Source organism: Anaerococcus provencensis (assembly GCF_000312365.2).
Classification (GTDB): domain Bacteria; phylum Bacillota; class Clostridia; order Tissierellales; family Peptoniphilaceae; genus Anaerococcus; species Anaerococcus provencensis.
In genome coordinates, this window is the sequence record NZ_HG003686.1 from 438,301 (window position 1) to 460,971 (window position 22,671).

The 22,671-nt window shown below is 35.7% G+C and carries 16 protein-coding genes; 13 read left to right on the top strand and 3 right to left on the bottom strand.

Translation table 11 applies throughout. The features are described 5' to 3' along the window. The first annotated feature begins 215 nt into the window (after positions 1–215). The 9 genes from BN38_RS04810 (at position 216) to BN38_RS04850 (ending at position 12,450) form a co-directional block, all read left to right on the top strand. Positions 216–1,337 carry an ABC transporter ATP-binding protein gene (locus BN38_RS04810; protein ID WP_044565855.1) on the top strand — a complete coding sequence of 374 codons (1,122 nt, stop codon included), beginning with the start codon at positions 216–218 and terminating at the stop codon, positions 1,335–1,337. Further along, on the top strand, positions 1,337–1,978 hold the full coding sequence (locus tag BN38_RS04815; protein WP_044565856.1) for a hypothetical protein: 642 nt from the start codon (positions 1,337–1,339) through the stop codon (positions 1,976–1,978). Before BN38_RS04810 ends, BN38_RS04815 begins: the two co-directional genes overlap by 1 nt. A 10-nt stretch (positions 1,979–1,988) precedes the next feature. Further along, positions 1,989–3,002 (top strand): ABC transporter permease, encoded by a 1,014-nt coding sequence (locus tag BN38_RS04820; protein ID WP_230197729.1) that lies wholly within the window; start codon positions 1,989–1,991, stop codon positions 3,000–3,002. An 11-nt stretch (positions 3,003–3,013) separates the two neighbouring features. Next, entirely contained in the window at positions 3,014–3,934 is a 921-nt protein-coding gene (locus BN38_RS04825) for a carbohydrate ABC transporter permease (RefSeq protein WP_044565857.1), read from the top strand. A 20-nt stretch (positions 3,935–3,954) separates the two neighbouring features. After that, positions 3,955–5,496, top strand: a complete 1,542-nt coding sequence (locus BN38_RS04830; protein ID WP_044565858.1) for an ABC transporter substrate-binding protein — start codon at positions 3,955–3,957, stop codon at positions 5,494–5,496. A 52-nt stretch (positions 5,497–5,548) separates the two neighbouring features. Beyond that, positions 5,549–7,108 carry an extracellular solute-binding protein gene (locus tag BN38_RS04835; protein ID WP_044565859.1) on the top strand — a complete coding sequence of 520 codons (1,560 nt, stop codon included), beginning with the start codon at positions 5,549–5,551 and terminating at the stop codon, positions 7,106–7,108. Positions 7,109–7,234: 126 nt separating this feature from the next. Beyond that, positions 7,235–8,524 (top strand): beta-N-acetylglucosaminidase domain-containing protein, encoded by a 1,290-nt coding sequence (locus tag BN38_RS04840; protein ID WP_044565860.1) that lies wholly within the window; start codon positions 7,235–7,237, stop codon positions 8,522–8,524. A 1-nt stretch (position 8,525) separates the two neighbouring features. Continuing rightward, entirely contained in the window at positions 8,526–11,162 is a 2,637-nt protein-coding gene (locus tag BN38_RS04845) for an alpha-mannosidase (protein WP_044565861.1), read from the top strand. Between the two features lie 10 nt (positions 11,163–11,172). Beyond that, complete coding sequence (locus BN38_RS04850) at positions 11,173–12,450, top strand: glycoside hydrolase family 125 protein (protein ID WP_044565862.1); 1,278 nt, start codon at positions 11,173–11,175, stop codon at positions 12,448–12,450. Here BN38_RS04850 and BN38_RS04855 read toward each other — a convergent pair. Next, entirely contained in the window at positions 12,440–13,180 is a 741-nt protein-coding gene (locus BN38_RS04855; RefSeq protein WP_044565863.1) for a MurR/RpiR family transcriptional regulator, read from the bottom strand. The two genes, BN38_RS04850 and BN38_RS04855, sit on opposite strands and share 11 nt — an antisense overlap. A 40-nt stretch (positions 13,181–13,220) precedes the next feature. Here BN38_RS04855 and BN38_RS04860 point away from each other — a divergent pair, with 40 nt between their 5' ends. From BN38_RS04860 to BN38_RS04875, 4 genes are all read left to right on the top strand, one after another. After that, entirely contained in the window at positions 13,221–14,117 is an 897-nt protein-coding gene (locus tag BN38_RS04860; protein ID WP_044565864.1) for an ROK family protein, read from the top strand. Then, the gene (locus BN38_RS04865) at positions 14,110–15,492 is read left to right on the top strand and encodes a glycoside hydrolase family 1 protein (protein WP_044565865.1); all 1,383 of its coding nucleotides are present in this window, start codon (positions 14,110–14,112) and stop codon (positions 15,490–15,492) included. The genes BN38_RS04860 and BN38_RS04865 overlap by 8 nt, the downstream gene beginning before the upstream one ends. After that, positions 15,458–16,780, top strand: coding sequence for an alpha-L-fucosidase (locus BN38_RS04870; RefSeq protein WP_044565866.1), 1,323 nt, complete (start codon positions 15,458–15,460; stop codon positions 16,778–16,780). Before BN38_RS04865 ends, BN38_RS04870 begins: the two co-directional genes overlap by 35 nt. 102 nt (positions 16,781–16,882) lie before the next feature. Further along, the gene (locus tag BN38_RS04875; RefSeq protein WP_044565867.1) at positions 16,883–17,743 is read left to right on the top strand and encodes an ROK family protein; all 861 of its coding nucleotides are present in this window, start codon (positions 16,883–16,885) and stop codon (positions 17,741–17,743) included. Positions 17,744–17,805: 62 nt separating this feature from the next. On the opposite strand, the gene BN38_RS04880 is transcribed toward BN38_RS04875, so the two are convergent. Beyond that, positions 17,806–21,207 (bottom strand): sugar-binding domain-containing protein, encoded by a 3,402-nt coding sequence (locus BN38_RS04880; protein ID WP_049944445.1) that lies wholly within the window; start codon positions 21,205–21,207, stop codon positions 17,806–17,808. Between the two features lies 1 nt (position 21,208). Then, positions 21,209–22,654 carry a nicotinate phosphoribosyltransferase gene (locus tag BN38_RS04885; protein WP_044565868.1) on the bottom strand — a complete coding sequence of 482 codons (1,446 nt, stop codon included), beginning with the start codon at positions 22,652–22,654 and terminating at the stop codon, positions 21,209–21,211. Positions 22,655–22,671 lie beyond the last annotated feature (17 nt).

The following is a 22,671-nucleotide window of genomic DNA, read 5'->3' on the forward strand; positions in this document are numbered from 1 at the left end:
TTATTAAGACTCTTAATAGGAGTTTATTTTTTAGTAATAATGAAAATGTTTACATATTTGACAGATTTTTATATAAATTTTGTGAAAATTTTTATCTAAATATGTGAAAACGTTGCTATATTTCCCAATATGTATTAAAATTAGAGTGTTAGAAGAGAATAGAAATATTTAGTATACTTTTAAAAGATTTCATATAAATTGTTAAGGAGGGAAAATTGGCAACATTAAATTTAAAAAATGTAGATAAAATCTATCCAAATGGCGTTCAAGCTGTTTTTGATTTTAATCTAGATATTGCCGATAGAGAATTTATAGTATTCGTTGGCCCGTCAGGTTGCGGTAAGTCTACAACACTTCGTATGATTGCTGGCCTTGAAGAAATATCTGATGGGGAACTATACATAGATGGCAAGCTAATGAATGATGTTAGCCCAAAAGATAGAAATATTGCTATGGTATTTCAAAACTATGCCTTATATCCTCATATGAGTGTTTATGAAAATATGGCTTTTGGCCTAAAGCTCCAAAAAAAGGATAAAAAAGACATAGATGAAAAGGTAAAAAGAGCAGCAAAGATGCTCCAACTAGAAGAATACCTAGATAGAAAACCAGCAGCCCTATCTGGTGGTCAAAGACAGAGGGTTGCCCTAGGACGTGCTATAGTTCGTGAAGCAGAAATATTCTTGATGGACGAACCACTAAGTAACCTAGATGCCAAACTTCGTGGACAAATGAGAACTGAAATTGCTCGTATCCACGACCAACTGGATACCACAACTATCTATGTAACTCACGACCAAACAGAAGCCATGTCCATGGCTAGTCGTATCGTAGTTATGAAAGATGGTTACATCCAACAGGTAGGGACACCAGAAGAAATTTATGATCATCCAGCAAATGTATTTGTTGCAAACTTTATCGGTGCTCCACCAATGAACTTCTTTAGTGGAAAGCTTGAAGATGGACAATTAAAACTTGGTAGAAACACCATAGAAATGTCTGAACACACCAAAGATATTTTAAAGACTTACGAGAATTCTGACCATGAATTAATTATAGGCATCAGACCAGAAGCATTTTCTTTAAATAATCTTGACAATCCAGATAACTATATCGAAGCGAAAGTTATCAACATAGAAATGCTTGGAGATGAAACAATTATCTATGCAGAAGATAAGGAAAGCAGCATATCTATTGAAGAAGAAGGCGACAATAAAGTAGCTATCAAAGTTCAAGGCAAGTGCAAGGGCATTGAAACTGGCGATATGATAAAGCTATTTGTAAACTTCGATGATATTCACTTATTTGATAGCAAAACACAGATGAGAATAAATTAATGGAGTCATTTACTAGGGGGCTTTATAGGATAGGGGAAGTCATAATCTATGCAATAGTTAGCTTTTTTTATAGCGGACTGATACTTTTGCCAATCTTTGCTATAGATCTTTTGATAGAAGGTCCGATAAGTTCATACATTATGATCTTCATACCTTTAGTTGGACTTTTAGGCTTTGCCCTAGAAAGACAAGCTCTATCATTTACAGCAGCTTTTGTAAATGATAAGAAAGTCTACCCACCTTATTTCAAGGAAGTATTTAACAAGGACTGGCTTTCAAAATACGAACTTTACACCCTATTATTTGCTCTTTACTACTATGGAAATGGATCTTTGAGTATTATTGGACAGACTAGTGCTGTTTTTGGGATTTTGAGAATTATTCTTTTGTATTTTTATAGGGGGATAATTTTTTATACCATATTACAAACATCTCACCGTGAATATGTTGGGATAATCACTAGTATTAAAAATTCACTGATACTAAGCTACAAATATTTTATTTTTACTATTCTAATTTTTGTAGTTTGGGAAGTGTTTGAGAATCTATACATAGTAAATAGTGTTTGGATGCTAATATTTATAATAATATTTGCTGCCCTAATCAATACAGTTAATGAATATGCCATAAAGAAGATATAAGGAGGAAGATATGGAAAAAGAACCAGTTAATAAACAAATGGAAAATGCAGCCATATCCAACCAACCTGGCATTGAGAATAAGAAAAAGGCTAAGAAAAAACCTTTTAAAGAAAGATTTAAGACAAATCTACCCTTATTAGTTTTTTCCTTGCCAGCTTTTATTTGGTTTGTAATTTTTGCTTACCTGCCAATGTTTGGACTTATTATTCCATTTAAGAGATATAAAATCTTCTCAAAGAATTTTTTCTACAATCTCTACATGAGTGAATGGTCAGGTTTAGATAACTTTAAGTTCTTTTTTAGAAGTAATGATGCTTGGATAATTATTAGAAATACTATTGGCTATAACTTTGTTTTTATAATAGTAAATATAGTTCTTGCTATGTTTACAGCTATAGCCTTACATGAAATTTTCAGCAAGAAATTAGCGAAGTTTTACCAAACTTCAATGTTTTTACCACACTTTCTAAGCTGGGTTGTTATAAGTTATGCAGTATTTGCATTCCTATCACCAGATAAGGGTCTTTTAAACAAACTTATTACATCTCTTGGCGGAAAGGGTGTGAACTGGTATACAAATACCAAATTTTGGCCAGTATTTTTAGTTTTGATTAACTCATGGAAGGGTCTAGGATATAACACTGTAGTTTATCTATCGGCCTTATCCGGTATAGATAAGACCTATTACGAAGCTGCGGCCATGGATGGGGCTACTAAGTGGCAGATGACAAAATCAATCACCATACCACTACTAAGGCCTGTTGTAACAATCATATTTATCACATCCTTGGCAAATATATTTAGAGCAGACTTTGGTCTATTCTTCCAAGTTCCAAGAAACTCAGGTCCTTTGTACAATGTAACAAACGTTATTGACACATATGTATTTAGAGCCTTACTTGAATCAGGGGATATTGGACTATCATCAGCAGTTTCATTGTTGCAATCTGTTGTCGGTACTATCTTGATCTTGTTCTCAAATAAGATTGTAAAAAGATACGATCCACAAAGGTCCTTATTCTAGGGAGGTGATTGATGAAAGAAGTAAAGAAAAGCAATTATGATCCTCTAAAGATTAGTAAGGGATCAAATGTAGTTTTAAACATAATCCTAGTACTTTTGACAATTTCTGCTATATTGCCATTCCTCTTTGTAGTTATGATTTCATTTACAGATGAAGATTCTATCAGGAGAAACGGTTACCAACTGATACCAGAAAAATTTTCTACTGAAGCTTACCAATATGTATTTAAGGGTGGCGGACAGATAGCAACTGCCTACAAAAACTCAGTTATAATAACAGTTGTCGGCGTAGTCATAGCCCTTGTTCTTACAACCATGTATGCATATGCCCTAAGCCGTGATGATTATGAGTATAAAGGATTTTTCACAAAAGTTTCTACAATACCAATGCTATTTTCTGGCGGTCTTGTAGCAAGCTATTTGATAATGACACAGTTTCTAGGTCTAAAAGATAGTATGTGGGCTCTAATCTTACCACTACTAGTTGGACCATATAATATTATTTTGATGAGAACCTACTTCCAAACGTCTATACCAAAAGCCCTAATAGAGGCTGCTACCATAGACGGGGCAAGTGAAATGCAGATATTCTTTAAGATTATACTGCCCCTATCCTTGCCAATACTTGCGACAGTTGGACTCTTTGTAACCTTAGGTTACTGGAATGACTGGTACCAAGCCATGCTTTATATAGATAGCGAAGATAAGATGCCTGTTCAATACATGCTTATGAGAATCCAAAACTCAACAAACTTCCTATCAATAAGGCAAGATGCCATAGGATCTCTTGCAGGAGAGATAAAAAAGACTCTTCCTCAAGAATCTCTAAAGATGGCAATAGTAGTTATCACAACAGCACCAATACTTATAGCCTATCCTTTCTTCCAAAGATATTTTATATCAGGGCTAACCCTTGGTGCTGTTAAGGAATAAGCTTGACAAAAAGAGGTAATATGAAAATTCAAAGTAAAATTTCTATACTATTAGCTTCCTTGCTATTAGTAACATCTTGTCAAAATGCAGATGAAAAGAATACAACTACAGACGATACAAAAGTAGAAGAAGCTGGCGAAGAAAATAAAGAAGCTAGCGAGGATAACAAAGATTCAGAAGACAAAGATTTGGCAAAAGGTGATGTGCCAACACTTATTTACTACAATGTAGGAACACCACAACCTGCAACAGATGATGTAGCAGCTGCTTTAAATGAATATCTTGACAGCCAAGATGCTGGCTATCATATAGCCTTCCAATACTTTGATTGGGGTGACTACCAACAAAAACTCCAACTAGCATCAAATGCTGGTGACGATTGGGACCTAGCATTTACAGCAAGCTGGGCAGGTCCATACAAGGAAATGGTTGATAAGGGAGCATTCTTAGATATCACAGACCTTGCCAAGGAAAAAGGCCAAGCTATGCTTGATTTGGTAAGTGATGATGTACTAAAGGGGGCCTCAGTAGATGGCAGACTTTACGGAGCACCAGCAACAGCTGATAATATCACACCAGCAGACTTTTTCATTTGGAATAAAGACCTTGTAGAAAAATATGATATCCCAATAGAAGATATCAAAGAAGAAAAGGATTTAGAACCATACCTAAAAGAAGTTAAAGAAAATGAAGCAGAAGTAGAGTATCCATTTGGTATAGCAAATGACTTTATCTTCCAAACAAGAGTTCCAACATCTACTGCAGCTCCTGGAGTAGGAGTTAGAGAAGAAGATGGAAAGCTTGTTGCTTACTCAGTTTGGGAAGATGATGGCTACAAAGACCTAGCCTACACCATGAAAAAATACATGGACGCTGGCTACATCGATCCATCAGCTCCACAAATAGATGCTGGTCAATTGGCCAATGGCCCAACATGGCTAGTAAGAAAAGGTGAGGGCGGAGTCAAATCTGACGATATTTGGACTAAAAACTTTGGTGTACCAGTAGTTTCATCATATGCAGGTGATATGGTATATGTAACTAATGAAAAAGCAACAGGTTCACTTCTTGCTATAAACTCTCAAAGTGAATATCCAGAACTTGCAATGGACTTTATCAACAGAATGTATAGCGATAAGGTTTTGATGAGATATCTAGTAAATGGTATCGAAGGAGTCAACTACAAGCTAGTAGATGATGCTATAGAACCAATAGAAGATACAGGATATGATGTTCCAGGCTTTACCTTCCTTGCATCACAAATGATGACACCAAGTGTTAAAGCAGAAAAAGAAGATAAAGCTGAAAGAGAAGCTTTACTAGAAACTTATCTTGAAAGGGTTAAACCATCACCAATACTTGGATTTAACTTTGATAAGGCTGGAAGCGAAAAAGAATACGAAAATGTATATCAAATCATAGAACAATATCTACGTAATATCAAAACAGGAGCATTTGACGATGCATATTACGAAGAATTTGTAGAAAAACTTCACACAGCTGGTATTGAAAAACTTGTAGAAGAAGTTCAAAAACAACTAGACAGCTGGGAAGACAAGTAGGTAAATACTTTTTATTAATAAAAAGTTTTTATAAAAAATTTTAGGGGGAAATATGAACAACAAATTTAAGAAAAGTGCACTAATTTTAGCATTAGCACTAGGTATCACAGCATGTGGCAATGATTCTGCTAAACCTGCAGAAGAAGAAAAAGACAATGCGGCAGAAACAACTGAAACTGCTCCAGCTGACGAAGAAAAAGCTACTGAAGAAAAGACAGATGAAGAAGTTACAGAAGAAACTAATGGTGAAGTTCCAACACTTACCTATTTCAATATAGGTGGAGAACCAACAAGACATGCTGAAGTTGTAGCTGCTATTAACGAATACCTTGATAGCCAAGATGCTGGTTATCACATAGACACAGTTTACTATGACTGGGGTGATTACCAACAAAAACTTCAACTAGCAATTAACTCTGGTGAAGATTGGGACCTAGCATTCACAGCTAACTGGGCAGGTCCATACAAAACTCTAGCAGATCAAAACGCTCTACTAGACTTAAATGACTACCTAGACAATGAACTAAAAGATGCTGCAGAACTAATCGACGATAGAATGCTAGAAGGTTCAAGAATAAATGGACCACTTTATGGTTTGCCATCAGCTTATCCAGGAGTTGTAGCAGCTAACCAATTCGTATGGAACAAAGAATATGTTGAAAAATATGATGTACCATATGAAGATTTAAAAACAACAACAGATATTGAACCATACTTAAAAGAAGTTAAAGAAAACGAACCAGATGCTCCATATCCATATATAGTAGCTTCTGACTACCTATTCGCTAGAGAAAACCCAGTATTTGAAGTTGCTTCTGGTATAGGTGTTAAGGAAGAAGATGGAAAATTAGTAGCTTATAGCATCTATGAATCTGAAGATTTCAAAGCTGAAATTGACCAAATGAAAAAACTTTATGACGAAGGTCTAATCAATCCAGATGCTCCACAACTTCAACCAGGTGAAGCTGACGGAAGCTATGAATCAAACCTTGTAGGCCAAGCTGAAGGTGAACCAGGATCTCAAGCAGTATGGTCACAACCAGGTGAAGAAAAATTATCTTCAATAATCGGTGATTCTATAGTAATCGACAATGGTAAAGCAACAGGTAAATTAGTATCTGTAAACAGCCAAACTGAGAACAAAGAACAAGCTTTAGACTTTATCAACAGAATGTTCACAGATAAGAAACTTCAAGACTTATTATCATATGGTGTTGAAGGTGAAGACTATGAACTTGAAGATGGCAAAGTAAAAAGACTTGGCGAATCTACAGAAGTATACGATGTAGCTGCATTCCAATACCTATCAATGTTTAACAGAACACCAATGGCTGGTGGCGTAGGACTTGGTGATCCAGAATTTGATGAAGAAGTAAAAGAATTTGAATCAAAACTTGTTGCTTCTCCAACACTTGGATTTAATATTGACAAAACACCTATCCAAGGTGAACTTGAAAATATTGAAGCTACAACATCAAAATACTTTATAAACCTTAAAACAGGTGCTTTCGACGAATCTTACTACAATGAATTTTTAGATCAACTAAAAACAGCAGGAATCGAAAAAGCAATAACTGAAGTTCAAAATCAACTTGATGCTTGGGAAAAATAGTAGATAAAAAAGGGACTTATGCACTTTTGTGTATAAGTCTCTAGTTTTCTAAGGACTTTTGTAAGAACTTACAATATTTATCAATATATTTAGAAAATAAGAAAAGTAGTTTCTAAAGGAGTAAAAATGACGAAAATCAAAACAGGTATTATAGAAGGATTTTACAGCATACCTTGGACTTTTGAAGAAAGAAAATCCCTTATAGAATTTCTATCAGAAGTAGGTATGGACCAGTTCTTCTATGCGCCAAAAGATGACCCTTACCACAATGTTAAATGGAGAGAGCCATATACAGCAGAAAAACTTGATGAATTAAAAAAATTACAAGAAACCGCAACAGAAAAAAATATAGAATTTGTCTGGGCTATCCATCCAGGACAAAACTTAATAAAATGGGCTGATTATGATAAAGAAATTGAAAAAATATTCAAAAAATATGATCAATTGCATGAAGTTGGAGTAAATAGCTTTGGCCTTTGTATGGACGATGTTGATCGCAATCAAGCCTATGAAGATAGGAAATATCACTTAAGACTTGTTAAAGATCTAATAGAACATATTTCTAAATATGATAACAAGGACTTGATATTTGTTAACCCATGGTATAACCAAGCGTGGATAGATGAAAAAGGCAAAGAATACTATGATATGTTTAGAAATATTGATAATTTAAACATTATGTGGACAGGATATGATGTTGTCACTCCTTTAAGACATGATGCAAATGAAGCCTTTATAAAACTTTTGGACAAAAAACCATATATTTGGTTTAATTGGCCAGTTAATGACTACAAACGTGGTGAAATATTTATGGAAGTTTTTGAATTCTTTGATAGCAAAGATTTCAACTACGACTCTATTGTACTAAACCCAATGAATCAAGCTGAATTATCAAAACTTTCCATCTACCAAGCAGCAGAGCTTTACAAAGACCCAGAAAACTATGAACCAATAGAAGCCTTCAAAAGAGGACTTGACTATCTGGATAAGAGTGTTGCAAAAGAACTTTTCATCATATCTGACTCTTTCTATGGATCTGATATTTATAAGAGGGAAGAGAATAAAAAATACCTAGAAGAAGCTAAAATCAATGAAGCTTTTGATAAGGCTGATAATGATGAAGTCATAAGACTTATAGATGAGAAAGTTACTGCAATAGATTCCTATGAGCAAAATTATTCTAATCAAAAATTATATGATGAAGTGATTCCTTTCTTTGAAAGCTTAAAATACCTATTATTAGCCGTAAAAGAAGCTATAAATGGAGAAGATAAAAAAGCAAGAGAACTTTATGATAAGAGCAAATCCTATACTATAAAAATCTATAAAGAATTTACCCAAGATGAGCTTATAGATAGGCAGGTTATAACATCAAAATCACTTGATGAAATTTACCACAAATTGATAGAGGAATAATATGAAAAAAACAGTCCACATCATATCCCACACCCATTGGGATAGGGAATGGTATTTGCCTTTAGAAAATCATACTATGCGTCTGGTCGACCTAGTTGATGGACTTATTGAAGCTTGTGAAGATCCTCGTTTCAAGTATTTCCAATTTGATGGCCAGTATTTGCCCATAGAAGATTACCTCAAAGTTAGACCAGAAAATAAGGAAATATTAAAAGAATTAATAAAATCTGGAAGGATAATAATTGGTCCTTGGTATATCTTACAAGATGCATTTTTGACCAGTGGTGAATCAAATGTCAAAGACTTAAGCCTAGGTATCAAAAAATCTAGTAGTTGGGGAAAACCTGCTAGCATTGGATATTTCCCAGATACCTTTGGAAATATTGGCCAAGCTCCACAGATTTTAAATAAGGCTGGCATTGATGTCTCTTACTTTGGGCGTGGAGTCAAGGCAACAGGCTTTGACAATGCAGTTATAGAAGATTTCACATCCAAAAATTCTGAGCTTATTTGGAAATCAAATGATGGGTCAGAAGTATTGGGGATACTCTTTGCTAATTGGTATTGCAATGGAGTAGATATACCTAGCAGAGAAGACAAGCTTAGAAAATACATGGACCAAAAAATAGCTGACATGGAAAAATACGCTTCAACCAATCAACTACTCTTGATGAACGGTTGCGACCACTCTCCAGTACAAAAAAACATTGGAGAAATCATAGAAAAGCTAAACACCATGTATGATGACTATGAATTTGTCCACTCAAACCTAGACTTGTACTTTGAGGCTGTAAATAAAGAGATAGATAGGGGAAATCTTGCCCAAATCACTGGTGAACTTCGCAGTCAGACTACAGACGGCTGGTACACCCTACAAGGAACTTCTTCATCTAGATACTATCTCAAACACATGAACAAAAACTTAGAGATGAGACTTGAAGAAGTCACTCAACCCCTACTAACCATCTTTGGAAAAAAGGAAAACTATCCTCATGATAGAATTGACTACATCTACGAAAGGCTTATTTCCAACCATCCACATGACAGTATTTGTGGATGTTCTATAGATTCCGTTCACGATGGCAACAAGAGAAGGTTCAAAGATGCAGCTGAGGCACTTGATTACCTTGACCAAAAGCAAGGAGAATTTATAGCAAAAAACACCTACAATGACTCAGATTATGTGAGCTTTTGCCTGATAAACACCCTGCCATATGAAAGGATGAGGAGTGTATCAATAGACTTAGACTATATGAAGGAGTTTTTTGGAGCGAATTTCCCAGAAGTTGTCAAAAAACTTCAAGAAATTGACCTGCCAGATCTAACTTTAGTCGATGAGGATGGCAATGAAATTCCAGCTCAAATCACAGATATTGGCACAAACTTTGGCTATGAACTGCCAGAAGATGTCTTCCGCAAGCCATATTTTTCAAGGCAAGTTAATGTCAAATTTCTGGCAAAGCTTAAGCCATATGAAAAGAAAATATTTAGACTAGTAGAAGGAAAAAGCAAGTATTTAGTTAGGTCTTATGACAAGGACTTGATTGAAAATGACTTCTACCAAATAAAAATAAATGACAACGCTTCTTTGGACATCAAGGATAAGAGGACAGGTGAATCTTACACCAATGTTTTGATGGTTGAAGATAGCGGAGATATTGGAAACGAGTACATCTACAGGCAGTCTTACGATAATCTAAGGATTTTGGGTGGCAAGCTCATAGATAAAGAAGTTTTAAGGGAAAATGACAAGTACATCATAAAGCTTAAAGAGGAAATTTCTATACCAAAATCAGCAGACCAGATCTTGTTTGAAGAGCAAGTTACCCTAGTAGGTCTACCATTTAGGCAGGCAAAAAGGTCAAAAGATTATGTAAAGATGAAAATTTACAAAGAAATTATAGTTTATGATGAAAAATCAACAATGGATATTAAGATCAAACTTAAAAATATGGCGAAGGACCATAGAATGAGGTTGTTATTTGGCCACTCATTAGAATCAGATTTTATTTATCCAGAAAGTATCTTTGAAACCGTCAAAAGATCTGCTTACCCTCCAAAGACTTGGGAAAACCCAGATTATTCACAAAATTTGAACAGATATATCCAAGTAAAAGATGAATCTAACAAAGGCTTTACAGTATCAACTATAGGCATAGCAGAATATGAACAAATAAAAGATGAAGGCCTATATCTAACTCTATTTAGGTCTACTGGAGAGCTTGGAGACTGGGGCTATTTCCCAACGCCAGATGCTCAACTTTTGGGAGATTTGGCTGATATGGAATTTGACCTATACTTTGATATATTTGACAAAGATCCATCTCTTTCAATACAAAAAGCTTTGAAAGAGAGAGTTCCATTTTTTAAGGTTCAAATAGATAAAAACACTGACCCGACTGCCTTTAGTCCAGAGATCCCTGACCTAGATCTTGGTGAGAACTTATATTCTGTTTTATATAGAAATTATGATGGGGATCCTATACTTAGGGCCTACAATCCAAGCTATGAATATAAGCAAATACCAAAGCTATATGGGGAAAATTACGATATACTAGGGCAAAATCCAGATAATCGCAAGATTGATAAAGATAGATTAAGTCCGTTTGAGATTAGAACCACAAAACTTGATTTTTGAAAGGAGTTTTATGGAAAAGATAGTAGAAAGCTTGATAGAAAAAGTTAATGCTTCCAATCAAGTGACAGATGAAATAAAAAAGATATTTGAAAAAGCTATTAAAAATACCTTTACAACTACCATGGAAACTACAGATAGGGGAGATGTCTTTGTAATCACAGGTGATATAGAAGCTATGTGGCTAAGAGACTCTGCAGGACAGATTAGACCCTTATTTTATATAGATTCGGATGAGGCAAATGATTTAATCAAAAAAGTCATCCAAAGACAGTTCTTTTCAGTTGACAAGGACTACTATGCCAACGCCTTCAATAAAGAGGCTAATGGCAGGGCTTGGACCCACGATGATATAACAGACTTTGAATCTGACTGGGTTTGGGAGAGAAAATATGAGCTTGATAGTCTAGCTTATATTATGCAAACTGCTCATTTGTACTATGAAAAGACAAAAGATTCATCTATATTTGATGATGAATTTATGAGAATTTTAGCAAATGTAGTTGATCAAATTAAGCTTGAACAAAACCACGAAAACTCACCATATGAATTTGTAAGACCAAATCCAGAAGCTGTTACAGAAACTCTAAGAACTGGCAAAAAAGGATCTCCAGTATCCTATACTGGCATGAGCTGGTCAGGTTTTAGGCCAAGTGACGATTCTTGTATGTACCAATACCTAGTTCCTGCCAACGCCTTTACAGTTGTAAGCCTTAGAAGACTTGCTGATTGCTTGATTGATGCCGGCAAAGATAATGACCTTGCTAATAAGATGAAAAATCTTGCTGATGAGATTGACAAAGGAATAAAAGAACACGGAAAAATTGCTGATGATGAATTTGGTGAAATTCTAACTTATGAAGTTGATGGACTTGGCAATAGCAATTTTATGGATGATGCCAATGTTCCAAGCCTATTATCCATTGCTTACCTAGATTATATGGATAAGGACGATGAACTTTACAAAAACACTAGAAGGGCAATCTTGTCAGATAAAAACCACCTTTATTATGAGGGATGCGCTGCTAAGGGTATAGGAAGTGACCATACTCCAAAAGATTATATATGGCATATAGCCCTAGCTATGCAAATGATGACATCAACAGAAAAAAGCGAACAAGAAGAAATCCTACACTATTTTGAAACAACACATGATAATAAGTATTTGATGCATGAAGGTTTCCATAAGGATAATCCAAGCGAATACACAAGAGATTGGTTCTCATGGTCAAACTCTATGTTCTGTGAGGCTGTTTTAAGATACATCGGCCTTGAAATGATCAAGGCCTAGTAGCTTGGTAGATTTCACAGATTATATCTATAGATACAATAAGGGGGGCCATTTTTGAAATGTTAAACTCATAGGTCGAATATGATGGAGTTAGGAAAACAAAGTCTGATTTTTGGGCCAAGGTAGACTTAGGACTTCTGGTGAGGGATAGGATTTTTGCCCCTTTTTCTAGGGCATTATCTACCCCTTCTAGAAGGTTGGTGTTTTCTCCACTAAGGGAAAGAGCTATTAGTAAGTCTTCCTTATTTAAACTATTGGTCAATAAATCAATGGCGTAGGGTTCCTTGGCATAGTCAGAATTTATTATATTCATTTCATTTAATTTGTAGACAAATTCATTGGCGGCAAGGCCAGATGTACCTATGCCAATTATTGCAATTTTATGAAATTGGTCAAAATTTCTGATAAAATCACGAAGCTTAGAATCAACTGATTCTATACCAGAAATCATATCTTCATATATGCCCAAGGCCTTGTAGGGCCTATTATCCCCTAGTGATTTTAGGGCATAGCGGAACTCAAGATAACCGTTGAAACCAAGTTTTTGGGAAAATCTAGTGGCAGTGGCCGTAGAAACATAAAAAGTTTTGGCAAATTCATTTATAGAAAGATTTGAAATATCGTAGTCTAAACTTTTTAATTTTTTTACTATAGCTTGCTCACTTCTGGAAAGTTTTATATTATTTTTGCTGATTATATCCATTATAAAATCATATGAACTGTTTGACATAATAACTCCTTATTAGATTATTATAACATAAAGGAAAAAAATGTATTTAGTATTTGATATAGGTGGCACATCCACCAAGTACGCTTTAATAGAAAATGATAAGATTATCGAGAAATATTCAAAAGCTCAAGCAAGAAATATGGATGATTTTGTTAAGTTTTTTGAAGATACAATAATATATTACCAAAATAAATATAAAATCGAGGGCATAGGCTTGTCTTCTCCGGGGACAGTGGATCCTCTCACAGGCAAAATCTTAGGCCAATCAGCTGTAGAATTTATCACAGAATATAATTTTGCCTACCATCTAGAAAAGAAATTTTATTTACCAGTAGCTATAGAAAATGATGCAAACTGTGCAGCTCTTGCCGAGGTTTATTACGGAAATCACAAAAAAGATTACATAGCTTTTCTTATAATTGGTTCAGGAATTGGGGGAGCTGTTGTAAACAAGGGTGAGATAGTCAGGGGCGCCAAGCTAGAGAGTGGCGAATTTGGCTATATGCTATTAAAAAATGAAGATGGTAATTATGAAAACTTCTCAACTCTTGCAACTTTACCGAATGTAAGGCGTAAGATGGTAGAAAAGTATGGAATCAAGGAGACGACTTATCAGATTTTTGACAAGTATTTTAAAAAAGAAGAACCATATTTTTCTGAGGTTGACTTGATGTTCGATTACCTAGCCATGGGCATTTATAACATTGCCTATACCATTGACCCAGAAATCATATACCTAGGCGGAGGGATTTCTTCTGATGAGCGTTTTATAAATGAGTTAAAGAAAAAACTTGTAAGTGGAATTTTTGCAAGCAAAGCATACGACATCAGACCTGTATCATTTTTTAATGACAACAATCTCTACGGAGCCTATGCTAATTTAATGAAGACAATAAAAGAAGGCAGGAGTCTTAAACAAAGGAGTGAAGATGATTAAATTTCCACAGGGTTTCCTATATGGATCAGCCACCAGTGCTAGCCAATCTGAAGGAGCGGCAAGCCTTGATGGCAAAAGTGAAAATACTTGGGATTTTTGGTACAAAAAAGACCCATATAAATTTCACAATCTTATAGGACCCGAAGAAACAACGGATATTTACCATAATTATGAAAAAGATGTAGACTTACTAGAAAAAACTGGCCATTCAGTATTTAGAACATCCATTAGTTGGACAAGACTAATACCAGCTATAGATGGAGAGGTCAACCCAAAGGCGGTCGAATTTTATAGGGATTATTTCTCAAAAATCAAAGAAAAAAATATCACCTTATATATTAACTTATTCCATTTTGATATGCCTATGTATCTGATGGATATTGGTGGATGGACCAATAAAAAGACTGTCGAGGCCTATGTTTCCTATGCCAAAAAATGCTTTGAACTTTTTGACGATTTAGTTGACGGTTGGTTTACCTTTAATGAACCTATAGTCCATGTAGAATGCCAATATATGAATGGTTGCCACTATCCGGCGGAAGTAAATCCGCAAAAGGCCATCCAAAGTGCTTTTTATACTCAGCTTGCCAGTGCCTCAGCTATAAAAGCATATAGGCAAATGAATGGAAAGAAAAAAATAGGAATAATACTAAATCTTACACCATCATATCCAAGAAGTGACAATGGTGGAGATTTGAAAGCTGCTGAAATTAGCGAGCTATTTAATACAGCTTCATTTTTGGATCCATCTGTCAAAGGCTATTATCCAAAAGAATTAGTAGAAATCATAGCAAATGAAAATTTGTTGCCAGAATACACAGATGACGATTTAGAAATTATCAAAGAAAACACTATAGATTTCCTTGGAGTAAATTATTACCAACCACTTAGGGTTAGGGAAAATCCATATGTCTACAAAGAAGATGCTATGTTTTCCCAAAGCAAATACTATATGGGCTATGACATGCCGGGTAAGAGGATGAACCCATATCGAGGTTGGGAAATCTACCCAAGGGCTCTATACGACATTGCAATAAATATCCGTGATAATTACGGCAATATTGAATGGTTAGTCACAGAAAATGGCATGGGTGTAGAAGATGAGGAACGTTTTAGAAAAGATGGGCAAATCCAAGATGACTATAGAATAGAGTTTTTCAAAGAACACCTATACTGGCTTCACAAGGCCATAGAAGAAGGAGCCAACTGTAAGGGCTACCAAGTGTGGACCTTTATAGACTGCTGGAGCTGGCTAAATGCATACAAAAATCGCTATGGACTTGTTGAACTAGACCTTAAAACTGGAGAACGAAAGATTAAGAAATCTGGGGAATGGTTTTATGAACTTAGAAAAAACAACGGATTTGAACTCTGATCCATACTTTGAATTTGAAGAGACCTTTGATGGATTAATACCAAAATACCATGGGCCTATCCCAAGTGTCTTTCAAGTTAATTATCTGGAAGAAGAGTGTGGGGCTTTCTTGCACTTTGGCATGAATACTTATACAGAAGTGGAATGGGGCAATGGCAAGGAAAATCTAGATGATTTTACTTTGACTAACTTTGACTACGAATCCTATGTGAAGACCTTGAAGGATTTGGGTTTTAGGAGACTAATTTTTACAGCCAAACACCACGATGGTTTTTGTATGTGGGATACAAAAGAGACCTCTCATAAGATTACTAATACTAGCTACGGCAAGGACTTTCTAGCTGAGCTTTCAAAGGCTTGTAGCAAGTTTGACATGAATATGGGCATATATCTTTCCCCATGGGATGTCCACGAGCCTACTTATGGTAGCGGAGAAGCTTATAACAAATTTTACCTAAAACAAATCAAAGAGATTGTTAATAATCCTATATACGGCAACAAGGGTCATTTTGTGGAATGGTGGTTTGACAATGCCAAGGATGAGAATTACCCAGACCAAGAATATGATTTTGAGAGTTTTATGGCAGAGATTAGGAAAAATAATCCTCATATCCTATTTTTTGGAGTGGGACCTATGGGTGGCATCCACTGGGCTGGTAACGAACTAGGCTATGCCCCAAGTGAAAATGCTCCTAGACTTAAAAAAGATACTTTTGAAATAGACTACGATGCTGCCTTTAGGTCATCTGTGGGTCATAATGAAGACTATGTTTTTTCTCTTAGTGAGTGCGACACATCAGTTACCGACCGTTGGTTTTCTCACAAGGATGAGAGGATAAAATCTGTAGAAGAACTTTTTGAAATATACCTCAAATCTGTCGGCCGTGGGGGAGTTTTGTTATTAAACATTCCTGCCAACAAAAGCGGAAAAATAGATGATAAGATTATAGAAAGATTAAAGGAAACCAAGGTAAAAATCCAAGAATCTTTTTCAAAAAACATAGAAGATGGCATATTTATAACTTGTACTGATATTGGTAATGAATATTTTCTAGAAGTAGAAAATCCAAATGACCTTGATATTAACTTTCTTCTAGTCAGAGAAGATATTAGAAAAGGTTCACGTTTCACCCATGGATATATATTCATAAATGGAGAAAGATTCAATATCGACTCCATTGGGGATAGGCGTATTTTGGACCTAAGATCTTATGAAAAAATCAAGACTCTAAGACTTGCATTATATGGAGCAAGCAAGCTATACATTAACGATTTTAAAATTTATTAGTTATTATGTATAAAAGTAATATTTCCCCTACAAGTAATGATATAATGGAACTATAGGAAATTTTAAAATCAATATTTGTGCTTTTTATGAAAGGAGCAGTATATGTACGGTTCAATAGAACTAGGTGGAACAAAAATAAGGTGTGGTATTTTTGACGATGGGGGAAAACTCCTCACAGAAGATAGGATAAAGACGGCTGACCCATATGACAATGTAAAAGAGATTGTAGAATTCTTCAAGGACTCTGACATAAAGTCCATTGGCATTGGCGCTTTTGGACCAGTTGATGTTGACAAAAATAGCAAAACTTATGGGTCTATCTTAGCTACACCAAAAAGGCTTTGGAGAAACTTTGACTTACTTGGTGAGCTTAAGAAAAATTTAGACCTACCAATGGGACTTACAACAGATGTTGGAGCAAGTGGCATTGGCGAATATGAATTGGGAGCAGCAAAAGATAAGACAAGCTCACTATATCTAACCATAGGAACAGGCATAGGCGGTTCTTACATACAAAATGGCAAATTGCTTGAAGGTTATTCCCACCCAGAAATGGGCCACTTTGAACTTCCAAAAGAAGATGGTGATGACTTTGAAGGGGTGTGCGATTATCACAAAAATTGCTTTGAGGGCCTTTGTTCAGGACCTGCTATAGAAAAAAGAGCAGGAGAAAAAGGAGAAAATCTCGACATCTCAGATCCGGCCTTTGCTATTACTGCAAAATATATAGCAAAAGCACTTTATACCTACACAGCAATTCTTCGTCCGCATATCATAATAATTGGTGGAGGAGTTTGTAACAAGGAAGGTATGATTGATAAGATCAGAGAAGAATTTGACAAGATAAAGGGCGACTACCTTGTCTTGCCAGATAGTAAAGAATATATAGTATTCCCAGAACTAGGCAACGAGGCAGGCCTTATAGGTGGCTATGTACTTGCAAAAGAGATAGCAAGGGAATAAAAAAGGGACTATTATGACTTGAACCCCAAAATCCGCAATACGGATAGAGGGGTTTTGCTCATTTAGTCCCTTTTTATTGTAAATTTTCTTATCTTTGATGAGTCTTCAGCCTGCAATAATATTATCCATTTTTTCTTTCGTCTGATTGTAGTTATAGCTGCGTTTTCTTTTGGATTTATGGAAACTACTTCGATTTTGCCATCACAGATGTATTCGTTAGCTTTAAGTTCATCATCTGAAAGCTTGTAATCATTTACTTCCAAGGACTCAAATTCAGTAGAATTATATATTCGTGCAAGTTTTTTAACCTTGTAAAGACATAGATTTTCTAGCTTACAAGCCTTATCTTCAAAGACAATTGTTATATAAGTTGCCTTAACAGGGTCAAATTCATAAGTGTACTCGCCCTTGTTTTTAGTCATTTGGTAATTAACTAGATTTCCCTTATCGTAAGCCTTCGATTCTGATACATAAATTTTTATATCAGGATTTTTCGCCTTGCTAATGGCTAGTTTACCAAAAACTTGCTGGGTGGCAAAGCCTAGGGTGATTTGCTTATCATCTACTTCTTTGATCAAGGCAAGATTAGCTATATCAGCATTTATAATTTGTTTCTCGCCTTCAACTCTTATAAAGGCACTTACTTCTAGCCTTTCATCTCCAACATTCCCATAGCCTTTGACTAAGATTTGCCCTTCTTCTTTAAGGTCGTCACTATCTATGTCATCCCAAGCAATATCTATATAATTTCCGCTAAGCTTGCCCTTTTTATCTACTAATTCCAACTTTTGTGGAAGCCTTGGATATATATTTGGCAAGGTTGTTGTGGAATAATTTAAAATGCTTAAGCCCTTTTCTCCTATGAAAGCTGGAGTTTTTGGCTCTTGATATATTTCTTCTCTGATATTAAAAGTGTTTGGATTTTCTTTAAGGTCAATTTTAAGGATTGCTTCTTCAAGACCAGGGCTTGTAATTTTTACTTCTATTGGGTAAAGTCCAGACTTTCCACCAATAATTGCAAGAAGCTTGCCAGCATAGGCTTTTTTCTGACATACTTTAAAAGAATCCATATCTTCTTGGAAGCCGTTGTCAAGGCCTAGGAGGACTCCATTTTCTGATAATTCAACATTAATCAAATTATCAGCATTTGTAATGAGATTATCATTTTCATCAACTATGTCTATTGTGACATAAGCTAGGCCATAAGAGTCTTTACATATGGTATCTTTATTTGCCCTCGCCATAATTTTGGCAGGCTTACCACTTGTGCTTATAGTGCTTCTACCAATAGTTTGGGTTATTACTCGGCCTTTTTCATCATAGGCTATAGCTTGGATGCTTCCTTCTTCAAAAGGGATTTCCCATTGGGAGTATAGGGAAAATCCACGTTTTCTAGCATTATTGACTTTATATTTATGGCCAGCCTTTGTAATTTGACTTACAAAATATTCTTTGCCATAAGATTTGATTTTGCCATTTTGATCCTTATGGACTAGTTCAACTGAACTAGCATTTGTATAGCAGATGACCTTAACTTTGCCATCATTTACTATGACTTCATCTTCATTCCAACTTGGCAAGAGATGGCAGGTGATATCCTTATCATTCCACAAACTCCTATAAAGATAGTAGGCATCTTTTGGAAATCCTGCTAGGTCTAGGATGCCAAAATATGAAGATCTAGGGCTTGGCCAATTATCAACTGGGCCTCTGTCTACACCGTTAAAGGGCGTGGGTTCTCCAAGATAGTCAAAACCTGTCCACACAGCTTCTCCAGCTACATAGTCTCTGGTGATGATATCGTACCAAGCATCAGATGCATGGCTACCCCAGGCAACTTTTGATGTGTCATATGAAGATAGCTTCCTATCCTTAGGTAGATAATCTAATTCAAACCTGTCATAGACAGACCTGGAATTGATATTTGAAGCTGTTTCACTTGCCCAAAGTACCCAATCTGGGTGATCTTTGTGGATTTTATCATAGCGTCCGCCTTCTGTATAATTAAGGCCAACCATGCCAGAAGCTTTATTAACCTTATCATCGACTTCGATTAGTTCGTCGACATAGTCATATCTTATAATATTATCCCCGATAGTGAGCCATCTATTGGCATTGACCTCTCTGGCCCATTTTATGAGCTTATCGCAAACATCTGGATACCTGGATAAGCTTGACCAATCAGTTCCCTCCATTATTTCGTTGCCTATGGATATCATAAAGATAGCTGGGGAATTGTAGTCTCTTTTGAGGACTTCTTTTAGGGAAAATTCTGCGAAAGTCATAGAAGGATTAGATCCTAAAAGTTTGCTTTGGCCGACTTCTTTTTCAAAATAGGCTGAAAAATCATTGTAATTGTTATTTTTGTCCAAAAGCCAACCGTCAAATATCTCGCTTACCACAAGCATGCCCTTTTTGTTGCAAACATCAATCAGAGTCCTGCTTGCTGGATTGTGAGAAAGTCTGATGGTGTTGGCGCCCATATCCTTTAAGATATCGACCTTGTACTCTAGGGCTGACCTATAATCACAAGCCCCAAGGGCACCGTTGTCGTGGTGGAGGCAAACACCCTTAATTTTTATATTTTTGCCATTTAAGGATATGCCTGTTTGTGGATTTTTTTCTAAAACCCTAAAGCCAATATCAGTCACATATTCATCAATAGATTCATCCTCTAGTAAAATTTCTGATCTAAGTTGGTATAAATTTGGCTTATCCAAATCCCACAAAGAAATATTTTCTACTTGGAAATTTAAATCTATATCTTCTTTAGAATTAGCATCTATGGTGATTTCTTCGTTTGTAATATCTTTAATTAACTTATTTTTAAAGTATAAGGAATGTTTAAGTTTAAATGTTTTTGGATCTTTGTAATTGTTGCAAACTTCAGATTTTACATTTATTTTGCCAAGTTTGTCCGCTATTTCATAGTCAATCTTTGGTCCATAAATACCTAAGTTTAGCCTGTTTTTTACCAAAATATCGACAGACCTGTAGATGCCAGAGCCAGAATACCAGCGGGAAGATGGGACTTGGTGGTCACATCTTATGGCTAGGAGATTTTCTTCATCCTTTTTCAAATATGGGCTAAGATCATAGGCAAAGGGATTGTAGCCGTAGGGATTAAAGCCCAATTTTTCCCCATTTATATAAGTTGTGGAGTTTTGATAAACACCGTCAAAGTAGATAAAAACTTGCTTTTCTTCAAGATTGATATCATCTATGACGAAACTTTTCCTATAATTGCCAACTCCTCCGGGCTTATAGGCAGATTCTGCCTCAAAATATGGGCTAAAGTCTTGGTCTATAGAGTAATCGTGGGGAAGGTTGATATTTGTAAAATCACTATCATCAAAGTTTGGCAAATTCGCACCAGGTTGGTCACCTAGGTAAAACTTCCAATTTTTATTAAAATCTTGTTTGCTATCTGAATTTATAAAATTAATATATCTTTTTTCACTCATCTTATAGGCCTTTTTTTGCCTCAAGTATTAGATTTTGTTTTAGATTCCACAAGTCATGGGAAAGGTCGACATAGTAGTTGTGAGGTTGGTCAAATCTTTTAACCTCATCCCACAAGCTATCAATTTCGCTTTTACAATAGCTTTGAATTTCATCTAGTGAAGGTTGGTCATAGATTAGCTTTCCATCTTCAAAAATCTTTTCTTGCATCAAGCGAGCCTGGTAATTTTCCATTTTTTTCATCTTCCATGTAAAGAGTGGATCAAAGATTACAAGAGGCTCATTGTCGTTTACTTCTTCTTCTCTAAGGGTGATGTAGTCGGCTTCTGCCTTCCTATTTTTCTTGCTATAGAGTCTATAAACTTTTTTGAAGCCTGGTGTTGTGATTTTTTCGACATTTTCTGAAACCTTTATTTTTGACACTAGCTCATCATCTTTATAAATTCCAACAAGCTTATAAACGCCACCAAATACAGGATCAGACTTACTTGTGATTAGTCTTTCACCTATACCAAAGGAATCAATCCTAGCCTCTTGGGCTGTTAGGGAATTAATTTTAAACTCATCTAGGGAGTTGCTTGCTACAATTTTTGTGTCTGTAAATCCGTTTTCATCAAGGATTTTCCTCACTTCTTTTGAAAGGTAGGCAAGGTCTCCTGAGTCAATTCTCACTCCTCCGCTAAGGCCCTTTGGCTCCAAAACTTCCTTGAATACTCTCATGGCATTTGGAAGTCCGCTGTTTATGGTATCATAGGTATCTATTAGCAGGATGCAATTGTCTGGATAAGCTTCGGCATAGGTTTTGAAAGCCTCGTATTCATTGTCAAAGGCTTGGATCCAGGAGTGAGCCATAGTGCCTGATGGTTTGAAGCCATATTTTTGGGCTGATAAAGTATTGGATGATACTGGAACGCCAGCAATGTATGCAGCTCTTGCCCCAGTTATGGAAGCGTCGGCTCCTTGGGCACGTCTTGCTCCAAATTCCATAACAAGTCTATCCCCTGCAGCACGAACTATTCTGCTAGACTTAGTTGCAACTAGGGAGTTGAAGTTCATGGATAATAATAGGTAAGTCTCAAGGATTGAACATTCAATTATAGGTGCCTTTACTGTAATTATTGGCTCATTTGGAAACATAACTGACCCTTCTGGAAAGGCCCACACATCTCCTGTAAATTTGAAATCAGCAAGATAGTCAAGGAAATCATCAGTAAAATTGCCATAAGACCTTAGGTATTCTATGTCTTCTTTTGAAAAGTGTAGATTTTCTATAAAATCTATGATGTCATTTAATCCTGCAAAGATAGAATATCCTCCCTCATCTGGATTTGACCTATAAAAAGCATCGAATACTGCAATAGTATCCTTCATTCCGTTATTAAAATATCCGTTGGCCATAGTAAATTCATAAAAATCACTAAGCATGGATAAGTTTCTTTTGTCTGTCATAATACCCTCTTTTCTTT